Origin of the sequence: Fictibacillus solisalsi, assembly GCF_900103485.1 — a bacterium.
GTDB lineage: Bacteria > Bacillota > Bacilli > Bacillales > Fictibacillaceae > Fictibacillus_C > Fictibacillus_C solisalsi.
Genome location: NZ_FNHW01000001.1, coordinates 2,532,350 through 2,547,411, shown reverse-complemented (window position 1 = coordinate 2,547,411; position 15,062 = coordinate 2,532,350). Strand labels below are relative to the sequence as shown.

Genomic DNA, 15,062 nt, shown 5'->3' with positions numbered 1-15,062 from the left:
GGGATAGAAAAGAAGTTGTTAATTGTGGAGAGGAAGCGAATCAATGGTAGACACAATAGAGGAAATCGGCCGTTGGATTAGCAGCCAAAGCAAAAAGGAGTTCATGAATCAAGATACACGAGACCATGACTTTCTTATGGATGCTGAAATGATTTCTGAATTTATCGATTTGATCGGCCAAAGTTTGCATAAAAATAAGGGAGACTTTAAAAAAAGCATCGATCAATGGACAAAGAGAGCTGCGGATTTCTATTACCATTATCAAAAAGAGGTGGAGACGGCCATCCAGGAGTTAAGTTTGTTGCGCCAGGAAATATGGAGCAAATTGGAGTACGCCTATCAACAAGAGCTTTTTACTGGTTTCAATGTTTTTGAGATGGGTTCATTGTTGTTTAGAAATAATGATTTTACCATCTACTCCTTAAGCCTGGCCTTTGAAAATAAATATAAAGATGTCGTGGCTCATAAAGAAGAATTGCTGAAGGAGCAAGAATCCGTGATTTCCGAACTTTCGGTGCCTATTATTCCTTCTATTATTCCCGATACCATCCTTGTTCCTTTAGCAGGTGATCTTTCCGTATACCGGCTGGAGCAAATTCGTACCAAACTTTTGTATGCTGTAGCCAGCCAGAGCATGACCACGGTTGTGGTAGATTTTACAGGAATTACTTCGCTCCAGGTTTCGGCATTGGGTATACAGGAACTGGCTCTTCAAATTGAACAGTTGACTGCTTCCATGCGGCTCATGGGGGTCAAAGCACTTTTAACAGGATTCAGTCCAGAGCTTAGCCAGGGCATTGTACAAGCTGATATTTCCTTAAATGTCCCGGTATTTTCATCATTCAAAAGTGCATTAACGTATTTGGTTCATGAGAAGAACATCACACTGGATGATATAACCATGAAGTAAACGAATAAGCAATGGGGTCTAACGTTTCGGAAAACGAAGAAATATCTTTCCAACAGTTTATTTCTACTGTTAAAGGTTTAAATGCCCTCCTTTTCCGTCAACACTCTAAATGAGTTGACTTTTAAAGGAGGTATTTTTATGAAAAAATGGGCAAGGAGTGTTGGCATACTCTCGCTTGGCATCCTGCTTTCAGCTTGCAGCAGTAATAATAATATGAAAAGTGACCCAAAATCGGAAGGGGCATCAAGCATGTCCAAATCTTCGCCGATTACGGTCCAGCTCATGAATTCGCATGGTCAGAAGGCAGGGATTGCGACCCTTGAACAAGCCGCTGAAGGAGTAAAAGTAAAAGTGGAAGCCAAAGGTCTTGCACCAGGAAAGCACGGTATCCACTTTCATGAAAACGGCGTATGTGAAGTGCCAAAATTCGAATCAGCCGGCAAGCATTTTAACACGACAAAAAAACTGCATGGTTTTGAAAATCCGAAAGGACCGCATGTGGGAGATCTGAAAAATATTACGGCGGACCAGTCTGGAAACGCAAGCGCTGATTTAATGTCATCTCTTGTTACGCTCCAGGAGGGCAAGGATAATTCACTGCTAAAAGAAGGCGGTACGGCTCTTGTTGTTCACGCCCAGGCGGATGATTATAAAACGGACCCATCTGGCAATTCGGGGGATCGTATACTTTGTGGCGTTATCAAAAAATAAAAAAAGCCGGCTTCTGTAAATAGAAGCCGGTTTTGTTTCTTTTTCGGGTGTAAAGCAGCCAGATTGTTTGGATTTTAGTCGTTTTCTTCTTGGAAATATAAAAAAATGTCCGGAATACAAACTTTTTTCCGAACGATACTTTCTTTTTTTCGTAAATTATTTTATAATGTGTCTAACTTCATAGACTCGTATAATAGCAGGGATATGGCCTGCAAGTCTCTACCGGATCGCCGTAAATGATCCGACTACGGGTGTCGCTTAAAACGTGTTGTTTTAGTTTAGTGAACTTCACGTTTCTCTTTCGGGGGATATAAAGACCTGGGGGAACGCTTCATTCGTAGAGAGGCGTTTCTCCGGGTCTTTTTTTCATGTTTTTATCAGTAAACCCGTATAAAGGAGATAAATTATGAACTTTCTTGAAGAAGTCATCTTAAAAGAAGGACAGGCATTATCAGATAAGGTGCTTAAAGTGGATTCTTTCTTAAATCATCAGGTCGATCCTGACGTCATGCGAAAAGTCGGGGAAGAATTCGCCCGGAGATTTAAAGGGACTGGAATCACCAAAATCCTTACCATCGAATCGTCGGGTATTGCTCCAGCTGTCATGGCAGGTCTTGAGCTTGGGGTGAAGGTGATTTTTGCTCGAAAACGAAAATCGTTGACCCAAAATGAGGATTTGCTGACGGCCAATGTCTATTCATTTACAAAGGAAGAGAAAAATGAAATTTCGGTTTCAAAGAAATGGCTGACGGCTGGTGAAAACGTGCTGATTATTGATGATTTTCTGGCTCACGGAGAAGCTGCGCTGGGGCTTGCCCATTTGGTGGAAGCGGCAGGCGCGAACGTCGCAGGGTTTGGTATTGTCATCGAAAAATCGTTCCAGTCAGGAAGAGAGAAGCTTCTTAAAAAAGGCTACCGGGTTGAATCACTGGCACGAGTAGCATCACTTTCAAATGGCTCCATCACCTTTACACGGCAGACAGAGGAGGCACGGATCTGATGAAAATGACAAATGGTAAGTTGTTTTCACTTGGCATTCAACATGTTTTGGCAATGTATGCAGGGGCGGTAATCGTGCCTTTAATTGTGGGAGGGGCTTTGAAGCTTTCAACCGAACAGCTCGCCTATCTCGTTTCCATTGATTTGTTAACGTGCGGCCTTGCAACCCTGCTGCAGGTATGGAACAATCGTTTTTTCGGGATCGGTCTTCCAGTGGTTCTCGGATGTACGTTTACAGCAGTTGGGCCAATGATTGCTATCGGCTCCCAGTACGGCATATCTGCCATCTATGGCTCCATTCTGGTTGCAGGCGTTGTCGTTGTATTATTGGCTGGTTTATTCGGCAAAATCCTTAAACTTTTCCCGCCGATTGTAACCGGGTCTGTTGTCACGATTATTGGAGTTACTCTCATCCCGGTTGCCATTCAGGATATGGCGGGGGGCCAGGGAAGCAAAGACTTTGGCTCACCGGAAAACCTCATGCTTTCGTTTGGCGTGTTGGCATTTATCATTATCGTTTACCGTTTATTCACTGGATTTATACGGGCTGTCTCCATACTGCTCGGCTTGGTGGCAGGAACAGTTGCTGCTTCCTTTATGGGAAAAGTCGATTTCGCACCGGTAGCAGATGCATCATGGTTTCATATGGTAGAGCCTTTCTACTTCGGAGCTCCAACCTTCCATGCAAGTGCCATCCTTACAATGGTTCTTGTTGCCATTGTCAGCATGATTGAATCGACCGGGGTATTTATTGCCCTTGGAAAAATCTGCAGCAAAGATGTTACACCTGAACAAATGACAAAAGGTTATCGTGCGGAAGGATTAGCAATCATTCTTGGAGGTATCTTCAATGCCTTCCCATATACGACCTATTCTCAGAACGTCGGGCTTGTACAGCTTTCAGGCATCCGCACCAAAAATGTAATCTATACTGCCGGAGGAATGCTTGTCGTGCTCGGCCTTGTTCCAAAAGTGGCCACGCTGACGACATTGATTCCCACACCTGTCATGGGAGGCGCAACGGTCGCCATGTTTGGTATGGTTGTCGCTTCCGGCATCAAAATGCTAAGTGAAGTAGATTTTGGAAAACAGGAAAACCTGTTGATTATCGCTTGTTCTGTCGGGCTCGGTCTTGGCGTGACCGTTGAACCCGATTTGTTCGCGAAACTTCCGCAGGGTATACAGATCTTAACCGACAATGGCATCGTGGCCGGAAGCTTAACAGCTATTGTCTTAAACCTTGTTTTTAATTCAGAGAGAAAAAAGGTAAATGCGAAACAGCGGAAGGAAGCAGCTGTCCAGGCCCTTTCCGTTAAATAATCATTGGCCGGGCCAGCATGTAAGTGCTGCCCGGCTTCCATTATCAAAAAGGTTTTCATTTCAAATATTCGGGTATAGATGGATAGAGCAAGTCAGTAAGTAAAAGGAGGAAAAAAAATGAAATACTGCAAAGACTGTTTAACCATTCTTCATCACGATCATGGAAGTGAAGGGTGCCCTGTTTGTGAAGGAACCAATACGCAGGATATCGTAATCACCGTGTTAAGCAATGAACGAAATAAGCAAGGTGCATAAGACATATGATATGTCTTATTTTTTTTGCAATTGCATAACTTCTCCCATTTTACTGTAGGATTTGCAGTAAAAGTGTATAATAAGTCATCCATTCATTTTTGTAAAAAGGTAATGGAGGCATAAATTACATTTGTTCAATGGATTTCCTTTTGTTTACAATACAGATATCGCCATATTCGCTCAAGACGCATCGAATTGTTGTGAAGTTACCGGCGTAACGCCGTTGTATAGAAGTTGGGAGGAACGTTTTATATGAAACAATCAATGGATGACAAAATAAAAAACAGGAACAGCTGGTTTAAAATCCTTTTAATCAGCTTATTTTGCATGGTACTCATGTTTAAAGTGGCCACGGCCAAATTCACGTTTCATTTTTCGGATTTATTATCATTTATTCTGGCTGTATTTGCGATTGCGATTTCTGTACTGTATTACTCCAAGGTGAATGAGGTCATTCAACTGCTGGGAGGAAACACCGGCAGTCTGTTTACGCGAAACAAAAAAAATGATAGAACCTCTGTAACAGATGCTTCTGAGCCTGCGAAAAATGAAGCTGAACTGCAAATGGATCTTGAAGAACATAAAGACCAGCTGAAGCGGGTTAAAAAAGTGCAAAACGAAATCATTGATCGCCTGATGGCCAATCAGGATCTCCTTGAAGAAGATAGACGCGATTATATCGGCTATCTCTTGCAAAAAGAAAAAGAGGCTGCAATTATCCAGCTCGACATGGATAAGGTGCTCACACAGCTTTCCCGGCAGGATGAACCATCAGATGATGAAGGATTGGCTGATGGCAAGGAAATCAATAGTGTGAATGATGTAGCGGCCGTTCTGGGAAAAGATGTAATCTTGAGCGCGACGTTTGACGAACTTAATCAAAAGGTTAAAGCAGTACAGCCAAAAATGAGCAGTTCTGCTTCCGAAGCTCTTTTGGATGCCGGACTGGTTGACCAGCATTTCAACATTACACGCAAAGGGCTTAAAGAATTTCGCAGTACCGCAAAGAAAATGAAAAAAAGAGCATAATGCTTATTTTGCAAGCTCCCGTGAACGGGAGCTTGTTTTTTTTCTTTTAGAACGGGAATGGATGCATTAAAGGAGGGTGTACAGTGGAATTTACCATTCGAACCGTAAATGATCATCAGGAGCTGGAGAATGCGATTCATCTTTTGGGAACGGTTTTCCCTGAAGAGCAGACATTCTTTGAGGGCCGCCTGAATAAAGAACCCGCCTACTCATTCAATACCACATGGATCGCCGAGAAGGAGGGGGATATGGCCTCTGTCGTTCAAATCTTTCCTTTTTCCATCTGGGTGTCGGGTGTTGAGGTCAAAACAGCCGGCATAGGGAACGTGGCCACCCATCCCGACTATCGCGGTCATCGGTTGACCCACCGGATTTTGGAGGAAGTTGAACAAAAGCTGTTAGAACGACAATATGGTTTGTCCAACTTATTCACCGGTATTCCGGGCTTTTATGAAAAGGCTGGATGGCAGACGGTAAATCAACCCGTTCCCATTATACAAGCCGGTCACATGAAACAAGAATGGGACGGTGCGATTCCGGACGGTAAGCTGGACATTCAAGCGGTGACCGGAAATGATCTGGAATCTATCCTTGCCATTTACGAAGCGTTTTCAACTCCCTTGAATGGACCACGAATCCGGTCTGAAGATTATTGGAAGAAACAAATAGAAAATAAGAACGATAATGATATTTTTCAAAAGGCAGTAAGGGACAATACAGTGTTGTCATATATTTGGGCTGAAAAAAAGAATGACGTGCTTACGATCCATGAACTTTGCAGTTTGGACGACGAAAATGACAGCATGATCCCATTAGTTCTTTCCCTGCTCGATACCCAAATAAAAACGGTAAGGTGCCTGCTTCCCATGAATCATTTTATCTTGAAAGATGTACCTTATGAGATAGAAGAAAATAAAGAAGGCATGTGGAAGATGATCGATCAGGATGAAGTGCTGCAGCAATTTCAATCCGTTTTTGAGCAGCGGGGAAGACATCTTGGCATGGATCATCTGCAGTTATCATTCCTGGAAGATTCTTGGCTTTTCAGCTGGGAGAACGGCAATACAGAGTTAAAGCAATCCGAGTTTCTTCACTATCTTATGAGGGGAGCAGATGAGATCCCTGCCCGGCATTCCGAGATTAGGGAGCTATTTCCTGAGTCATCGTATATTTTCTGGTCCAAAGACCGGTTTTAAATTGTACAAGGAGGAACAATCACAATGAAAGAACCAAATAAACTAATGGTCGTAGCACACCCCGATGATGAGATATTTTTCGGGGGAGATGAACTGATCCAGGAAAAAGGCTGGAAAGTGATTTGTATTTCCGACCGGAATGATGCTACCCGCAAAAAGGAATTTGAAACCGTTATGAAACAAGTTGAAGTGACGGATTATGAGATCTGGAGCTACCGGGATGCCTGGACCGAACATGTGAACCGTCCTAAATTAGAGGCTGATTTACGCCGGGTGCTGGCAGAAAGAGAGTATAAGAAAATTGTCACCCACAATCTGAAAGGGGAGTATGGCCATCCCGAGCACAAAGCCCTGTCAGAAATTATGTATAATTTGGTTGATGAAAATCTTTATATGTTTGATTTTACGATTAAGAAGCTTCTTTTTGTTGATATTCTCAAACGTAAACTGGAAATTTTGGAATTGTATAAAAGCCAAAAACCGGCCGTGATTGAGCTGCTTGATCTTATTGCCATTGCGAGGACCATAAAAATCAAATAAATGTGAACAGAGTAGTTTCCCTTGTGATTTTATGGTAAGTTACTAACGATACATAAAAACTCACAGGGGGACTTTTTTTCATATGCTGTTTGTAGCAAAGGCTGTTTTATATCTTGTTTTTTCTCTTTTTATCGGTACTTTTATTCTCTATTCCCTATCTGATAATCGGCGCCCCTCCATTCATGTTTCCAAGAAAGGACTTCTGCTGTGGATTGCCCTCGTCCCTGTGACGGCATTTTCTCAAGTTCTCGAACTGGCTTTAAGCCTTGGGAAGGATTTCGGTTTCTGGCCAACACTTAATGATATCTTATTTTCCTTTGACATCGGCAAAGGGTGGTTTTTTATTCTTGCCTTATCATTGCTTCTATTTGTGATGGTTTACTTTAACGATGTTTCGAGGGACCGTTTTTTGTCCAGGCTTTCTTTAGGCATAGGCGTCGTCCTCACCATCGCGATTGGATATACAAGTCATGCGGCTTCATTAAATCAATGGGGCGGGCTATCAGCACATGCCCTTCACTTTCTTTCCGTTACAGGCTGGACGGGAACGCTGCTGATCGTCAGCTGGTTTTCAAAGGACAGGGAAAAGCTGCCTGCCTTTTTTAAATGGTTTACTCCTTTTGCTTTCATTTGTCTTCTGTCAACAATTGGAGCTGGCATTTGGCTGATGAGCTATATTGTGCCCGAATATTTTAACTCATGGATGATCAATTATGGACAGGCTCTTCTGATCAAGCATGTACTGTTGATCGTTGTGGTCTTTTACGCAGGAATCAACACCATCTGGGTACGGAAAAACCTGGCTGACACGTCTTTTGTTCCGTACAAATGGATGAGACTTGAAGGTATGATTCTCCTTATTATTTTTGCGGTAACCGGCTTTATGACCCAGCAGGAGCCACCACATGATGTTTCGCAGACATTGGCCTTTCAAAAGCCTTCGGAGCTGTTCACTGCGTTTGTTGAAGGCAAGGTGAACATCAACTCCACTGTAGAAATCGTTCCCACTTTGATCGGCGCAGGATTTTTGGCTGCCGGTCTGCTGCTGCTTGCCGTCAGCTATTTAGCGATCCGCCGTAACGTTTCAATGCTGGTGGTTTTACTGCTATCTTTTGGCGCCGCTCTTTCGTTTTATCTGGCTGTCATGTTCTCGGCTTTTATTTAACAAAAAAGGATTCCATCCGGGATCCTTTTTTTAATACCCGTTGCCTTTCTTTTTGCGAGTTCCATTGTTACAATGGCGGAAACAGGAGGGGTCAGCGATGGAACAGCAGCTTCAGGAACAGTTTGAGAGTCTGTTGGAGAAATATACGGAATTGCTTCTTGGTGAAAGTGATGATGACAAAAAAGAAAAGGTGAAAATGTGGGCTTTGTATTCCTACATATCGAAAACGATGCCTGCCTTGGCAAAACATTGGAATGAGAAATATCCGGAAGGAAAACAAGGCATAAAAGAAGTAGTATCCGAGATTAAGCAGCTGAATGAAAAGCACCGCAGGAATAGCGGGAAATCTTAATTTTTTGCCAGTGACATAGAGGAGCTTCTCCTTTTTCTTTCATATACTGATATAAGGAAAAAACAATACCCAAGCAGGTTTTTCAAGAAAAAAATGTCGAAATTTTTCAAAAAAGACAATATAGGAAAAACTAATGATATGATTAAAGCGCATACATCATTGAAAGTTCAGTAAACTTCGGTGCCTGGCACCATGAAAGAGAGAGACTGAATCTATAGGGGGAATTAACGATGGAACAGGCGATGAGAGATTTCTTTCTGTTTCTGGCAAAAAACAAAACGATGACAAAACTGGCAAAAAGGTACGGCCTGAAATTTGGGGCAAGCCGTTTTGTCGCCGGAGCTTCACTGGACAGCTCAATCTCGGCCATCAAAAAATTGAATGAAAAAGGAATGCCTGTCACGATTGACCATCTCGGTGAGTTTGTTGACAACGAACTCGAAGCGAAAGAAATGACAGAGCATTGTATTGATGCCATTAAAGCCATTTCAAAGGAAAATGTAAATTCCCAGTTATCCTTAAAGCTCACGTCCATGGGACTGGACATCAGTGATGACCTGGTAATGGCCAACATGCGAAAAATCATGGAAGCCGCCCAAAAATACAATGTATTTGTGACCATTGATATGGAAGATTACAGCCGGTGTGAAAAGACACTGGAAATCTTTAAAAAGCTAAAAAGCGAATTTGATAATATATCAACAGTGATCCAGGCGTACCTTTACCGGTCGCTGGAAGACGTTAAGAATCTGAATGAATATCATCCCAATCTCCGGCTCGTGAAAGGCGCATATAAAGAATCACAGGAAGTTGCCTTTCCTGAGAAATCAGATGTGGATGAAAACTATAAGAAGCTGATAGAAACTCATTTACTGAATGGCAATTATACAGCCATTGCCACTCACGATGATGAGATTATCAATTATACGAAAGACCTGGTTAAGAAACATTCCATCCCATATGACCAGTTTGAATTCCAAATGCTCTTCGGCATTAAAGTAGAGCGGCAGGAGCAGCTGATGCAGGAAGGATATAAAATGCGCATCTATGTACCATACGGTAACGATTGGTACGGTTATTTCATGCGCCGCCTGGCTGAACGCCCGGCGAACGTCATGTTTGTCGTGAAAGGTGTATTTGGAAAGTAAAAAAAGGATGCCCGTCTGGGTATCCTTTTTTCTTAGCTTTAATTTCCTGCCGTTGTGAGAGGCTCATGCTCTTCCCCTGTCTTTATATCGATCACTTTCGTGTTATCCTTCGGTACGGGAACGGTTTTGCTTTTTGGCGCCTTCTTGTGATTTTCCACCCAGTCCACCAGCATGTTAAAGGATTGATACACATACGGAAGCAAAGGCTGCAATTCTTTTTTTGGATCTGTTGCTGTATTCCATACCAAGCTGTCCACATGGTTTCCTTTCTCGATGGTGTACAGGCGGTGGAGATTGCCGCGGCCGTTTTTCTTGATCAGCTTGTCATAGGGATCCGCATGAACGGAAGGGAAAATCAATGAATCCCAGGAACCTGTCAGGCTGATTAATGGAACATTGATTCTGCCAGTGTTCTGTATGGCTTCCACATTCCTTTTTACAGAAGCGGGGCGGGTGTTGTAGTCATAGTTTTGAAAAATAGAATCATAGGTCCGATCCCGGACACCGTTGATAAAATTCAAGTAATTTTGCCATGGTATCCGATTTGGTGCACTAGGATCAAGCTCGTCCCTGTATATGTTTAGTGTAACAAACCAGTAGACCTGATCATGATAGGACCATAGATTTTCAGAACCTTTCGGAACGCCGGCTTTATACAGTTCTTTTCTCGCCTTTGCCTGCTCTGATGGTGTCCCGTACAATGCCTTTTCAGCAGAATTTACTACAGGGGTGAGAGACGTAATTAAATTTGGATCATGCGTTCTCCATAAAACGCCTTCCCAATCAATTCCGCCATCAAATAAAGAAGGCCTGCCGGATTTTTTCATGCCGTCATGTTCGAGTGCATAGCGGACCACATAACCGCCATTGGAAATACCCACAGCATAGGTGGGAACACGGTGTTTTTTTGTAACGAGTTTGCTCGCCGGATTGTCCTTATCACTTTTCTTGATCAGCTGGTGAGGATAATTCTTTTCAAGATAGTGCTGGGCAGCAATCGTTATCTGCCTGAATCGCTGATGCCATTCCGAGATGCTGTCTTCTTCACTGGCAAGCGCATTCTTCACTTTTGCAAAAGGATCGTCAGGATCGGATGTTCCTTGTGTGCCTTTATCAATGGCTGCAAAAGCATAACCTTTCGAAAGCATATAATCACTGAACAGAAGATCGGTTGAGGTTTCATTTCTGGTTGCCGGGATGCCTGCCACGACTAGTTTTCCGTTCCAGTTATGGGGCACCCTGATTACAAATTGTGCATCCTCGAATGCGCCATTTACTTGTGTTCCTGTAATTTCAGCAGGCTGATACAGCTTATTCCAGCCAGTGCCTTTCGCTTTATCTCCCCAATTGTAGGGAGCAAGGCCCAGGTTTCCATAAACGGTAGCCGCTTCATATTGTTTTGGATTTTTGGTCGTCAGCCAGTTACCATCTTTTCCATCAAATATTGTTTCTCTAACATCATGTGCGCCTTTAAATTCGGGATAGGGGGAGTCTTTCTTGTCGGCATGTGCGGTTTGCATGCTGGAGAAGATTAACAGTGAAGCGGCCGCGATGATTCCAAAACATTTTCTTTTCATAAATGCTTCCTCCATTTAAACAAAGAAGAGCCCGGGTAAATTTAAGCGGACTCTTCTCGTTGTTATTTTGTTCGAACTCACGTATTTATTGAGCTGTATAACCGCCGTCGATTACGACGGCCTGCCCGGTCACTCCAGCGGCTTTATCGCTTGCCAAAAAGATGGCATAATCCGAGATTTCTTTAACAGTAAGCAATCGTCTTTGCGGAACTAATGGATAGATGACCTCTTCAAGTACTTTTTCAAGCTCCACGTTGCGCGTGCGGGCCAGATCTGACAGCTGGTTCCGTACAAGCGGAGTGTCGACATAACCGGGGCAGATCGCATTGACGGTAATGCCATGTTGAGCCCCTTCAAGTGCTGCTACTTTAGTTAAGCCGATGACACCGTGCTTGGCGCTGTTATAAGCGGCTTTCCCGGCGAATCCAACGAGTCCGTTGATAGATGCCATATTAAGGATACGTCCAAAGCCTTGCTTTTTCATAATGGGAAAAGCATGTTTTGTAGCCATGAACGGAGCAGTGAGCATCACCTTGATCAGAAGCTCAAACTTCTCTGTCGGGAATTCCTCCAATGGTGACACATGCTGTAGGCCAGCATTGTTGATCACCACATCCAGCCTGCCAAACTCACTGACGGTGTCATCCATGGCTTGCTTTAAGGCGTCTTCGTTACTAACATCACATGCAATGCCAATGGCTTTGAAGCCTTGTTCTTTAAGGGAGGCAGCCGCGCGTTCTGCTTTATCAGCGTTCAGGTCGCAAATGGCCACTCTTGCTCCTTCTTTTGCAAAATCAGTGGCGATTTCCAGTCCGATCCCGCTTGCGGCGCCTGTGATGAATGCAACTTTATTTTCAAGTAATGCCATTTCTGATTCTCCTTTTGGTGTATGACTATTTCTCTCTCTATTCTTAAACAATTCCAAACAGGTAATAGAGACCGATAACAAAAAAGACGGCAATGGTTTTTATGATCGTCATGGCGAATATGTCCAAGTATGATTGTTTATGTGTTAAACCTGTAACAGCAAGAAGGGTAATTACCGCTCCATTATGAGGAAGGGTATCCATTCCTCCGCTCGCCATGGATGCGACCCTGTGAAGCACTTCAGGATCGATCCCGAGTTTATCTGCCTGTTCCACATATTTATCACCCATGGTCGCTAGCGCGATGCTTAAGCCACCTGATGCAGAACCCGTAATACCAGCCAGGGCGGTTGTTGTCACTGCTTCGTTTACGAGGGGATCCTGGATGGTGTCTGCCATTCCTTTATTAACAGATGCAAAGCCAGGCAGTGCAGCGATGACGCCACCAAATCCGTATTCAGAAGCTGTATTCAGGGTTGCAAGCAATGCCCCACCGATGGAGAGGTTGATACCGGCATTAAAGTTTGTTTTGACCTGCTTGAAGGCAAAAATAAGAACGGTTACAATTCCGATGACAAGAGCACCTTCCACCGCCCAAACCGCTGCGAGTTTAGGGATTTCAACAGGCGGAACATCCTTCATTCCGATCTTCGAAAAATCAAAAACGGTTCCGTAATATTTAGGAATCATAGAGGTGAATACTTTATTGAAGATTCCTACAAGAAGGAGCGGCAATATGGCAATAAATGCGTTGGGGAGGTTCTCGTCAGGAATCTGATCCGGCTCATTGATGTGGCCGGTCCCATAGCCCTCTCCCGCTCTTGCAGCCTTCCTTCTTCTCCATTCCAGATACGTCATTCCGACGCCGAGAACAAACAGTCCGCCAATCAATCCAAGCCATGGGGCAGCCCATGTATCGGTTTTGAAAAAGGTGGTGGGGATGATGTTTTGTATCTGTGGAGTACCAGGAAAAGCATCCATCGTAAACGTAAACGCCCCAAGAGCAATGGTTCCTGGTATTAAGCGTTTCGGGATGTCTGCCATTTTGAAAAGTTCGGAAGCAAAAGGATAAAGAGCAAAAGCTACTACAAATAGTGAAACCCCGCCATATGTCAGGATGGCGCCAACCAGAACAATGGCGAGCATGGCCCGGCTTGGTCCAATGAGTTTAATGACAGCTCTCGTAATGGACTTTGCAAAGCCGGACATTTCAATAACTTTTCCGAAAATTGCACCCAGTAAGAATACCGGGAAATACAGTTTAATGAACCCAACCATTTTCTCCATAAATACACCCGAGAAAAACGGTAGAACATGGCCCGGGTCGGTTAACAATACGGCAAACAGGGCCGCAATTGGCGCAAACAGGATAACGCTAAAGCCACGGTAGGCGACAAACATAAGAAAAAACAGCGCCAGTAAGATAATAATAATATCCACAACAAAAACCCCCTATACTTTTCATGACCAAGTTTTCTTTTTAAAAAAGCTTTAATAGGCATCCATTTTAATGTGCTCTGAAATAATGAGAGACGGATCGGTGCATTCCTTGATGTCCTCAATGGTGTAGCCTGTGGCTACTTCTGCAAGCAACAGCCCATCTTCAGTCACATCAATGACGGCTCGTTCAGTAATGATTCGGTTGACAACACCCTTGCCGGTAAGGGGCAGAGTACATTCCTTTAAGATTTTGCTTGTACCGTCCTTGCTGACATGATCCATAATGACAATGATCTGTTTTGCCCCATGAACAAGGTCCATCGCGCCGCCCATTCCTTTGATCATTTTTCCTGGAATCATCCAGTTTGCAAGATCGCCTTTCTCTGACACCTCCATACCGCCAAGGATGGCGATATCGATGTGTCCCCCTCGAATCATGCCAAAGGATTCCGCGCTGTCGAAATAAGAAGCACCTTTGATGGCGGTGATTGTCTCTTTCCCGGCATTAATTAAGTCAGGATCAACGTCTTTCTCAGCAGGATAAGGACCGATCCCAAGAAGCCCGTTTTCAGATTGTAGGACCACGCTTTTGTTTGCTGAAAGGTGATTTGCAACCATGGTAGGCATGCCGATTCCCAAATTGACATAGAAACCGCTTTCAATTTCCTGCTCAGCTCGTTTTGCAATCTTTTCTCTAATTGCTTTTTTGTCTAGTATTTTTGTACTCATATGCTTTCCTCCAATCTTCTAGTTTGCTACAGTCAGCTTTTCAATTCTTTTTTCCTGTATCCCAACGATTAGCGATTGAACATATATGCCAGGAGTATGGATCTCGTCGGCACCCAAACTTCCTGTCTCACATAGCTCTTCAACCTCCACAATCGTAACTTTTCCGGCTGCAGCCATCATGGGATTGAAATTTCGGGCAGTTTTGTGATAAACCAGATTCCCCATTTTGTCTGCTTTCGCGGCACGGATCAAACTGAAGTCGGCTTGAAGCCCTGTCTCCAGCATGTATTCCTTTTCATTAAATGTACGGATTTCCCTGCCCTCAGCAAGAGGCGTTCCTACTCCAGCAGGTGTATAAAAAGCCGGAATGCCTGCGCCGCCTGCCCGAATTCTCTCGGCCAATGTTCCTTGGGGGATGAGTTCCACTTCAATCTCTCCAGCCAGCACCTGGCGTTCAAACTCTTTGTTCTCTCCCACATAGGAACCAATCATTTTCTTGATCTGCTTGTTTTTCAGCAACAGGCCAAGCCCCCAGTCATCTATTCCGCAGTTATTTGAAATAATGGTCAAATCCCTGGTTCCTGCTTCAACAAGAGAAAGAATCAAATTTTCCGGAATGCCAACCAGTCCAAAACCGCCCACCATTAGAACGGATCCGTCTGGTATTTCTTTAACAGCTTCTTGAAACGAAGATAATACAGGCTTCATGTGATGTTCACTCCTTTTTCAGACTCGGTCAGTAGTCTTGCAAGTTTCATGCCAAAGCTAATTCAACCTGTGGAATAAAGAGTTGAACGATGTGTGAACAATTTAAGCTTCCAATAA

16 protein-coding genes and 1 riboswitch are annotated in these 15,062 nt (G+C 43.7%); of the genes, 11 read left to right on the top strand and 5 right to left on the bottom strand.

The window, feature by feature from the left end; translation table 11 throughout:
- Positions 1 to 43 precede the first annotated feature (43 nt).
- From BLT53_RS13070 to BLT53_RS13025, 11 genes are all read left to right on the top strand, one after another.
- The gene (locus BLT53_RS13070) at positions 44 to 910 is read left to right on the top strand and encodes an STAS domain-containing protein (RefSeq protein WP_090235415.1); all 867 of its coding nucleotides are present in this window, start codon (positions 44 to 46) and stop codon (positions 908 to 910) included.
- A 138-nt stretch (positions 911 to 1,048) separates the two neighbouring features.
- The gene (locus BLT53_RS13065; RefSeq protein WP_090235413.1) at positions 1,049 to 1,621 is read left to right on the top strand and encodes a superoxide dismutase family protein; all 573 of its coding nucleotides are present in this window, start codon (positions 1,049 to 1,051) and stop codon (positions 1,619 to 1,621) included.
- Between the two features lie 166 nt (positions 1,622 to 1,787).
- Positions 1,788 to 1,889, top strand: a riboswitch (purine riboswitch).
- 138 nt (positions 1,890 to 2,027) lie between these two features.
- Positions 2,028 to 2,621, top strand: a complete 594-nt coding sequence (locus BLT53_RS13060) for a xanthine phosphoribosyltransferase (RefSeq protein ID WP_090235412.1) — start codon at positions 2,028 to 2,030, stop codon at positions 2,619 to 2,621.
- Positions 2,621 to 3,940 carry a nucleobase:cation symporter-2 family protein gene (locus tag BLT53_RS13055; RefSeq protein WP_139168402.1) on the top strand — a complete coding sequence of 440 codons (1,320 nt, stop codon included), beginning with the start codon at positions 2,621 to 2,623 and terminating at the stop codon, positions 3,938 to 3,940. Before BLT53_RS13060 ends, BLT53_RS13055 begins: the two co-directional genes overlap by 1 nt.
- Before the next feature lie 117 nt (positions 3,941 to 4,057).
- Positions 4,058 to 4,195 (top strand): hypothetical protein, encoded by a 138-nt coding sequence (locus BLT53_RS25110; RefSeq protein WP_156412573.1) that lies wholly within the window; start codon positions 4,058 to 4,060, stop codon positions 4,193 to 4,195.
- Between the two features lie 252 nt (positions 4,196 to 4,447).
- Positions 4,448 to 5,224, top strand: a complete 777-nt coding sequence (locus BLT53_RS13050; protein WP_090235410.1) for a hypothetical protein — start codon at positions 4,448 to 4,450, stop codon at positions 5,222 to 5,224.
- A gap of 83 nt (positions 5,225 to 5,307) precedes the next feature.
- Positions 5,308 to 6,420 (top strand): GNAT family N-acetyltransferase, encoded by a 1,113-nt coding sequence (locus BLT53_RS13045; RefSeq protein ID WP_170834338.1) that lies wholly within the window; start codon positions 5,308 to 5,310, stop codon positions 6,418 to 6,420.
- Positions 6,421 to 6,444: 24 nt separating this feature from the next.
- The gene (locus BLT53_RS13040) at positions 6,445 to 6,960 is read left to right on the top strand and encodes a PIG-L family deacetylase (protein WP_090235405.1); all 516 of its coding nucleotides are present in this window, start codon (positions 6,445 to 6,447) and stop codon (positions 6,958 to 6,960) included.
- 82 nt (positions 6,961 to 7,042) lie between these two features.
- Positions 7,043 to 8,125 (top strand): copper resistance D family protein, encoded by a 1,083-nt coding sequence (locus BLT53_RS13035; protein ID WP_090235404.1) that lies wholly within the window; start codon positions 7,043 to 7,045, stop codon positions 8,123 to 8,125.
- A gap of 97 nt (positions 8,126 to 8,222) precedes the next feature.
- The gene (locus BLT53_RS13030) at positions 8,223 to 8,477 is read left to right on the top strand and encodes a YusU family protein (protein ID WP_090235402.1); all 255 of its coding nucleotides are present in this window, start codon (positions 8,223 to 8,225) and stop codon (positions 8,475 to 8,477) included.
- A gap of 230 nt (positions 8,478 to 8,707) precedes the next feature.
- A complete protein-coding gene (locus tag BLT53_RS13025) occupies positions 8,708 to 9,625 on the top strand; it encodes a proline dehydrogenase family protein (protein WP_090235400.1) in 918 nt (305 codons plus the stop codon).
- Between the two features lie 38 nt (positions 9,626 to 9,663).
- Here the strand turns inward: BLT53_RS13025 and BLT53_RS13020 are convergent, their stop codons facing one another.
- The 5 genes from BLT53_RS13020 to BLT53_RS13000 all read right to left on the bottom strand — a co-directional run bounded on the left by BLT53_RS13020 (position 9,664) and on the right by BLT53_RS13000 (position 14,945).
- Positions 9,664 to 11,202, bottom strand: coding sequence for an alpha/beta hydrolase (locus tag BLT53_RS13020; RefSeq protein ID WP_090235398.1), 1,539 nt, complete (start codon positions 11,200 to 11,202; stop codon positions 9,664 to 9,666).
- Positions 11,203 to 11,287: 85 nt separating this feature from the next.
- Positions 11,288 to 12,070, bottom strand: coding sequence for a 3-hydroxybutyrate dehydrogenase (locus BLT53_RS13015; RefSeq protein WP_090235397.1), 783 nt, complete (start codon positions 12,068 to 12,070; stop codon positions 11,288 to 11,290).
- Positions 12,071 to 12,113: 43 nt separating this feature from the next.
- Positions 12,114 to 13,508, bottom strand: coding sequence for a GntP family permease (locus tag BLT53_RS13010; protein ID WP_090235395.1), 1,395 nt, complete (start codon positions 13,506 to 13,508; stop codon positions 12,114 to 12,116).
- A 51-nt stretch (positions 13,509 to 13,559) separates the two neighbouring features.
- Positions 13,560 to 14,237, bottom strand: a complete 678-nt coding sequence (locus BLT53_RS13005) for a CoA transferase subunit B (protein ID WP_090235394.1) — start codon at positions 14,235 to 14,237, stop codon at positions 13,560 to 13,562.
- A gap of 18 nt (positions 14,238 to 14,255) precedes the next feature.
- Entirely contained in the window at positions 14,256 to 14,945 is a 690-nt protein-coding gene (locus BLT53_RS13000; RefSeq protein ID WP_090235392.1) for a CoA transferase subunit A, read from the bottom strand.
- Positions 14,946 to 15,062 lie beyond the last annotated feature (117 nt).

Excerpts from the sequence above, each read along its gene's own strand:
- BLT53_RS13070 (WP_090235415.1), top strand. The coding sequence starts at position 44 with ATGGTAGACACAATAGAGGAAATCGGCCGTTGGATTAGCAGCCAAAGC.
- BLT53_RS13065 (WP_090235413.1), top strand. The coding sequence starts at position 1,049 with ATGAAAAAATGGGCAAGGAGTGTTGGCATACTCTCGCTTGGCATCCTG.
- BLT53_RS13060 (WP_090235412.1), top strand. The coding sequence starts at position 2,028 with ATGAACTTTCTTGAAGAAGTCATCTTAAAAGAAGGACAGGCATTATCA.
- BLT53_RS13055 (WP_139168402.1), top strand. The coding sequence starts at position 2,621 with ATGAAAATGACAAATGGTAAGTTGTTTTCACTTGGCATTCAACATGTT.
- BLT53_RS25110 (WP_156412573.1), top strand. The coding sequence starts at position 4,058 with ATGAAATACTGCAAAGACTGTTTAACCATTCTTCATCACGATCATGGA.
- BLT53_RS13050 (WP_090235410.1), top strand. The coding sequence starts at position 4,448 with ATGAAACAATCAATGGATGACAAAATAAAAAACAGGAACAGCTGGTTT.
- BLT53_RS13040 (WP_090235405.1), top strand. The coding sequence starts at position 6,445 with ATGAAAGAACCAAATAAACTAATGGTCGTAGCACACCCCGATGATGAG.
- BLT53_RS13035 (WP_090235404.1), top strand. The coding sequence starts at position 7,043 with ATGCTGTTTGTAGCAAAGGCTGTTTTATATCTTGTTTTTTCTCTTTTT.
- BLT53_RS13030 (WP_090235402.1), top strand. The coding sequence starts at position 8,223 with ATGGAACAGCAGCTTCAGGAACAGTTTGAGAGTCTGTTGGAGAAATAT.
- BLT53_RS13025 (WP_090235400.1), top strand. The coding sequence starts at position 8,708 with ATGGAACAGGCGATGAGAGATTTCTTTCTGTTTCTGGCAAAAAACAAA.
- BLT53_RS13020 (WP_090235398.1), bottom strand. The coding sequence starts at position 11,202 with ATGAAAAGAAAATGTTTTGGAATCATCGCGGCCGCTTCACTGTTAATC.
- BLT53_RS13015 (WP_090235397.1), bottom strand. The coding sequence starts at position 12,070 with ATGGCATTACTTGAAAATAAAGTTGCATTCATCACAGGCGCCGCAAGC.
- BLT53_RS13005 (WP_090235394.1), bottom strand. The coding sequence starts at position 14,237 with ATGAGTACAAAAATACTAGACAAAAAAGCAATTAGAGAAAAGATTGCA.
- BLT53_RS13000 (WP_090235392.1), bottom strand. The coding sequence starts at position 14,945 with ATGAAGCCTGTATTATCTTCGTTTCAAGAAGCTGTTAAAGAAATACCA.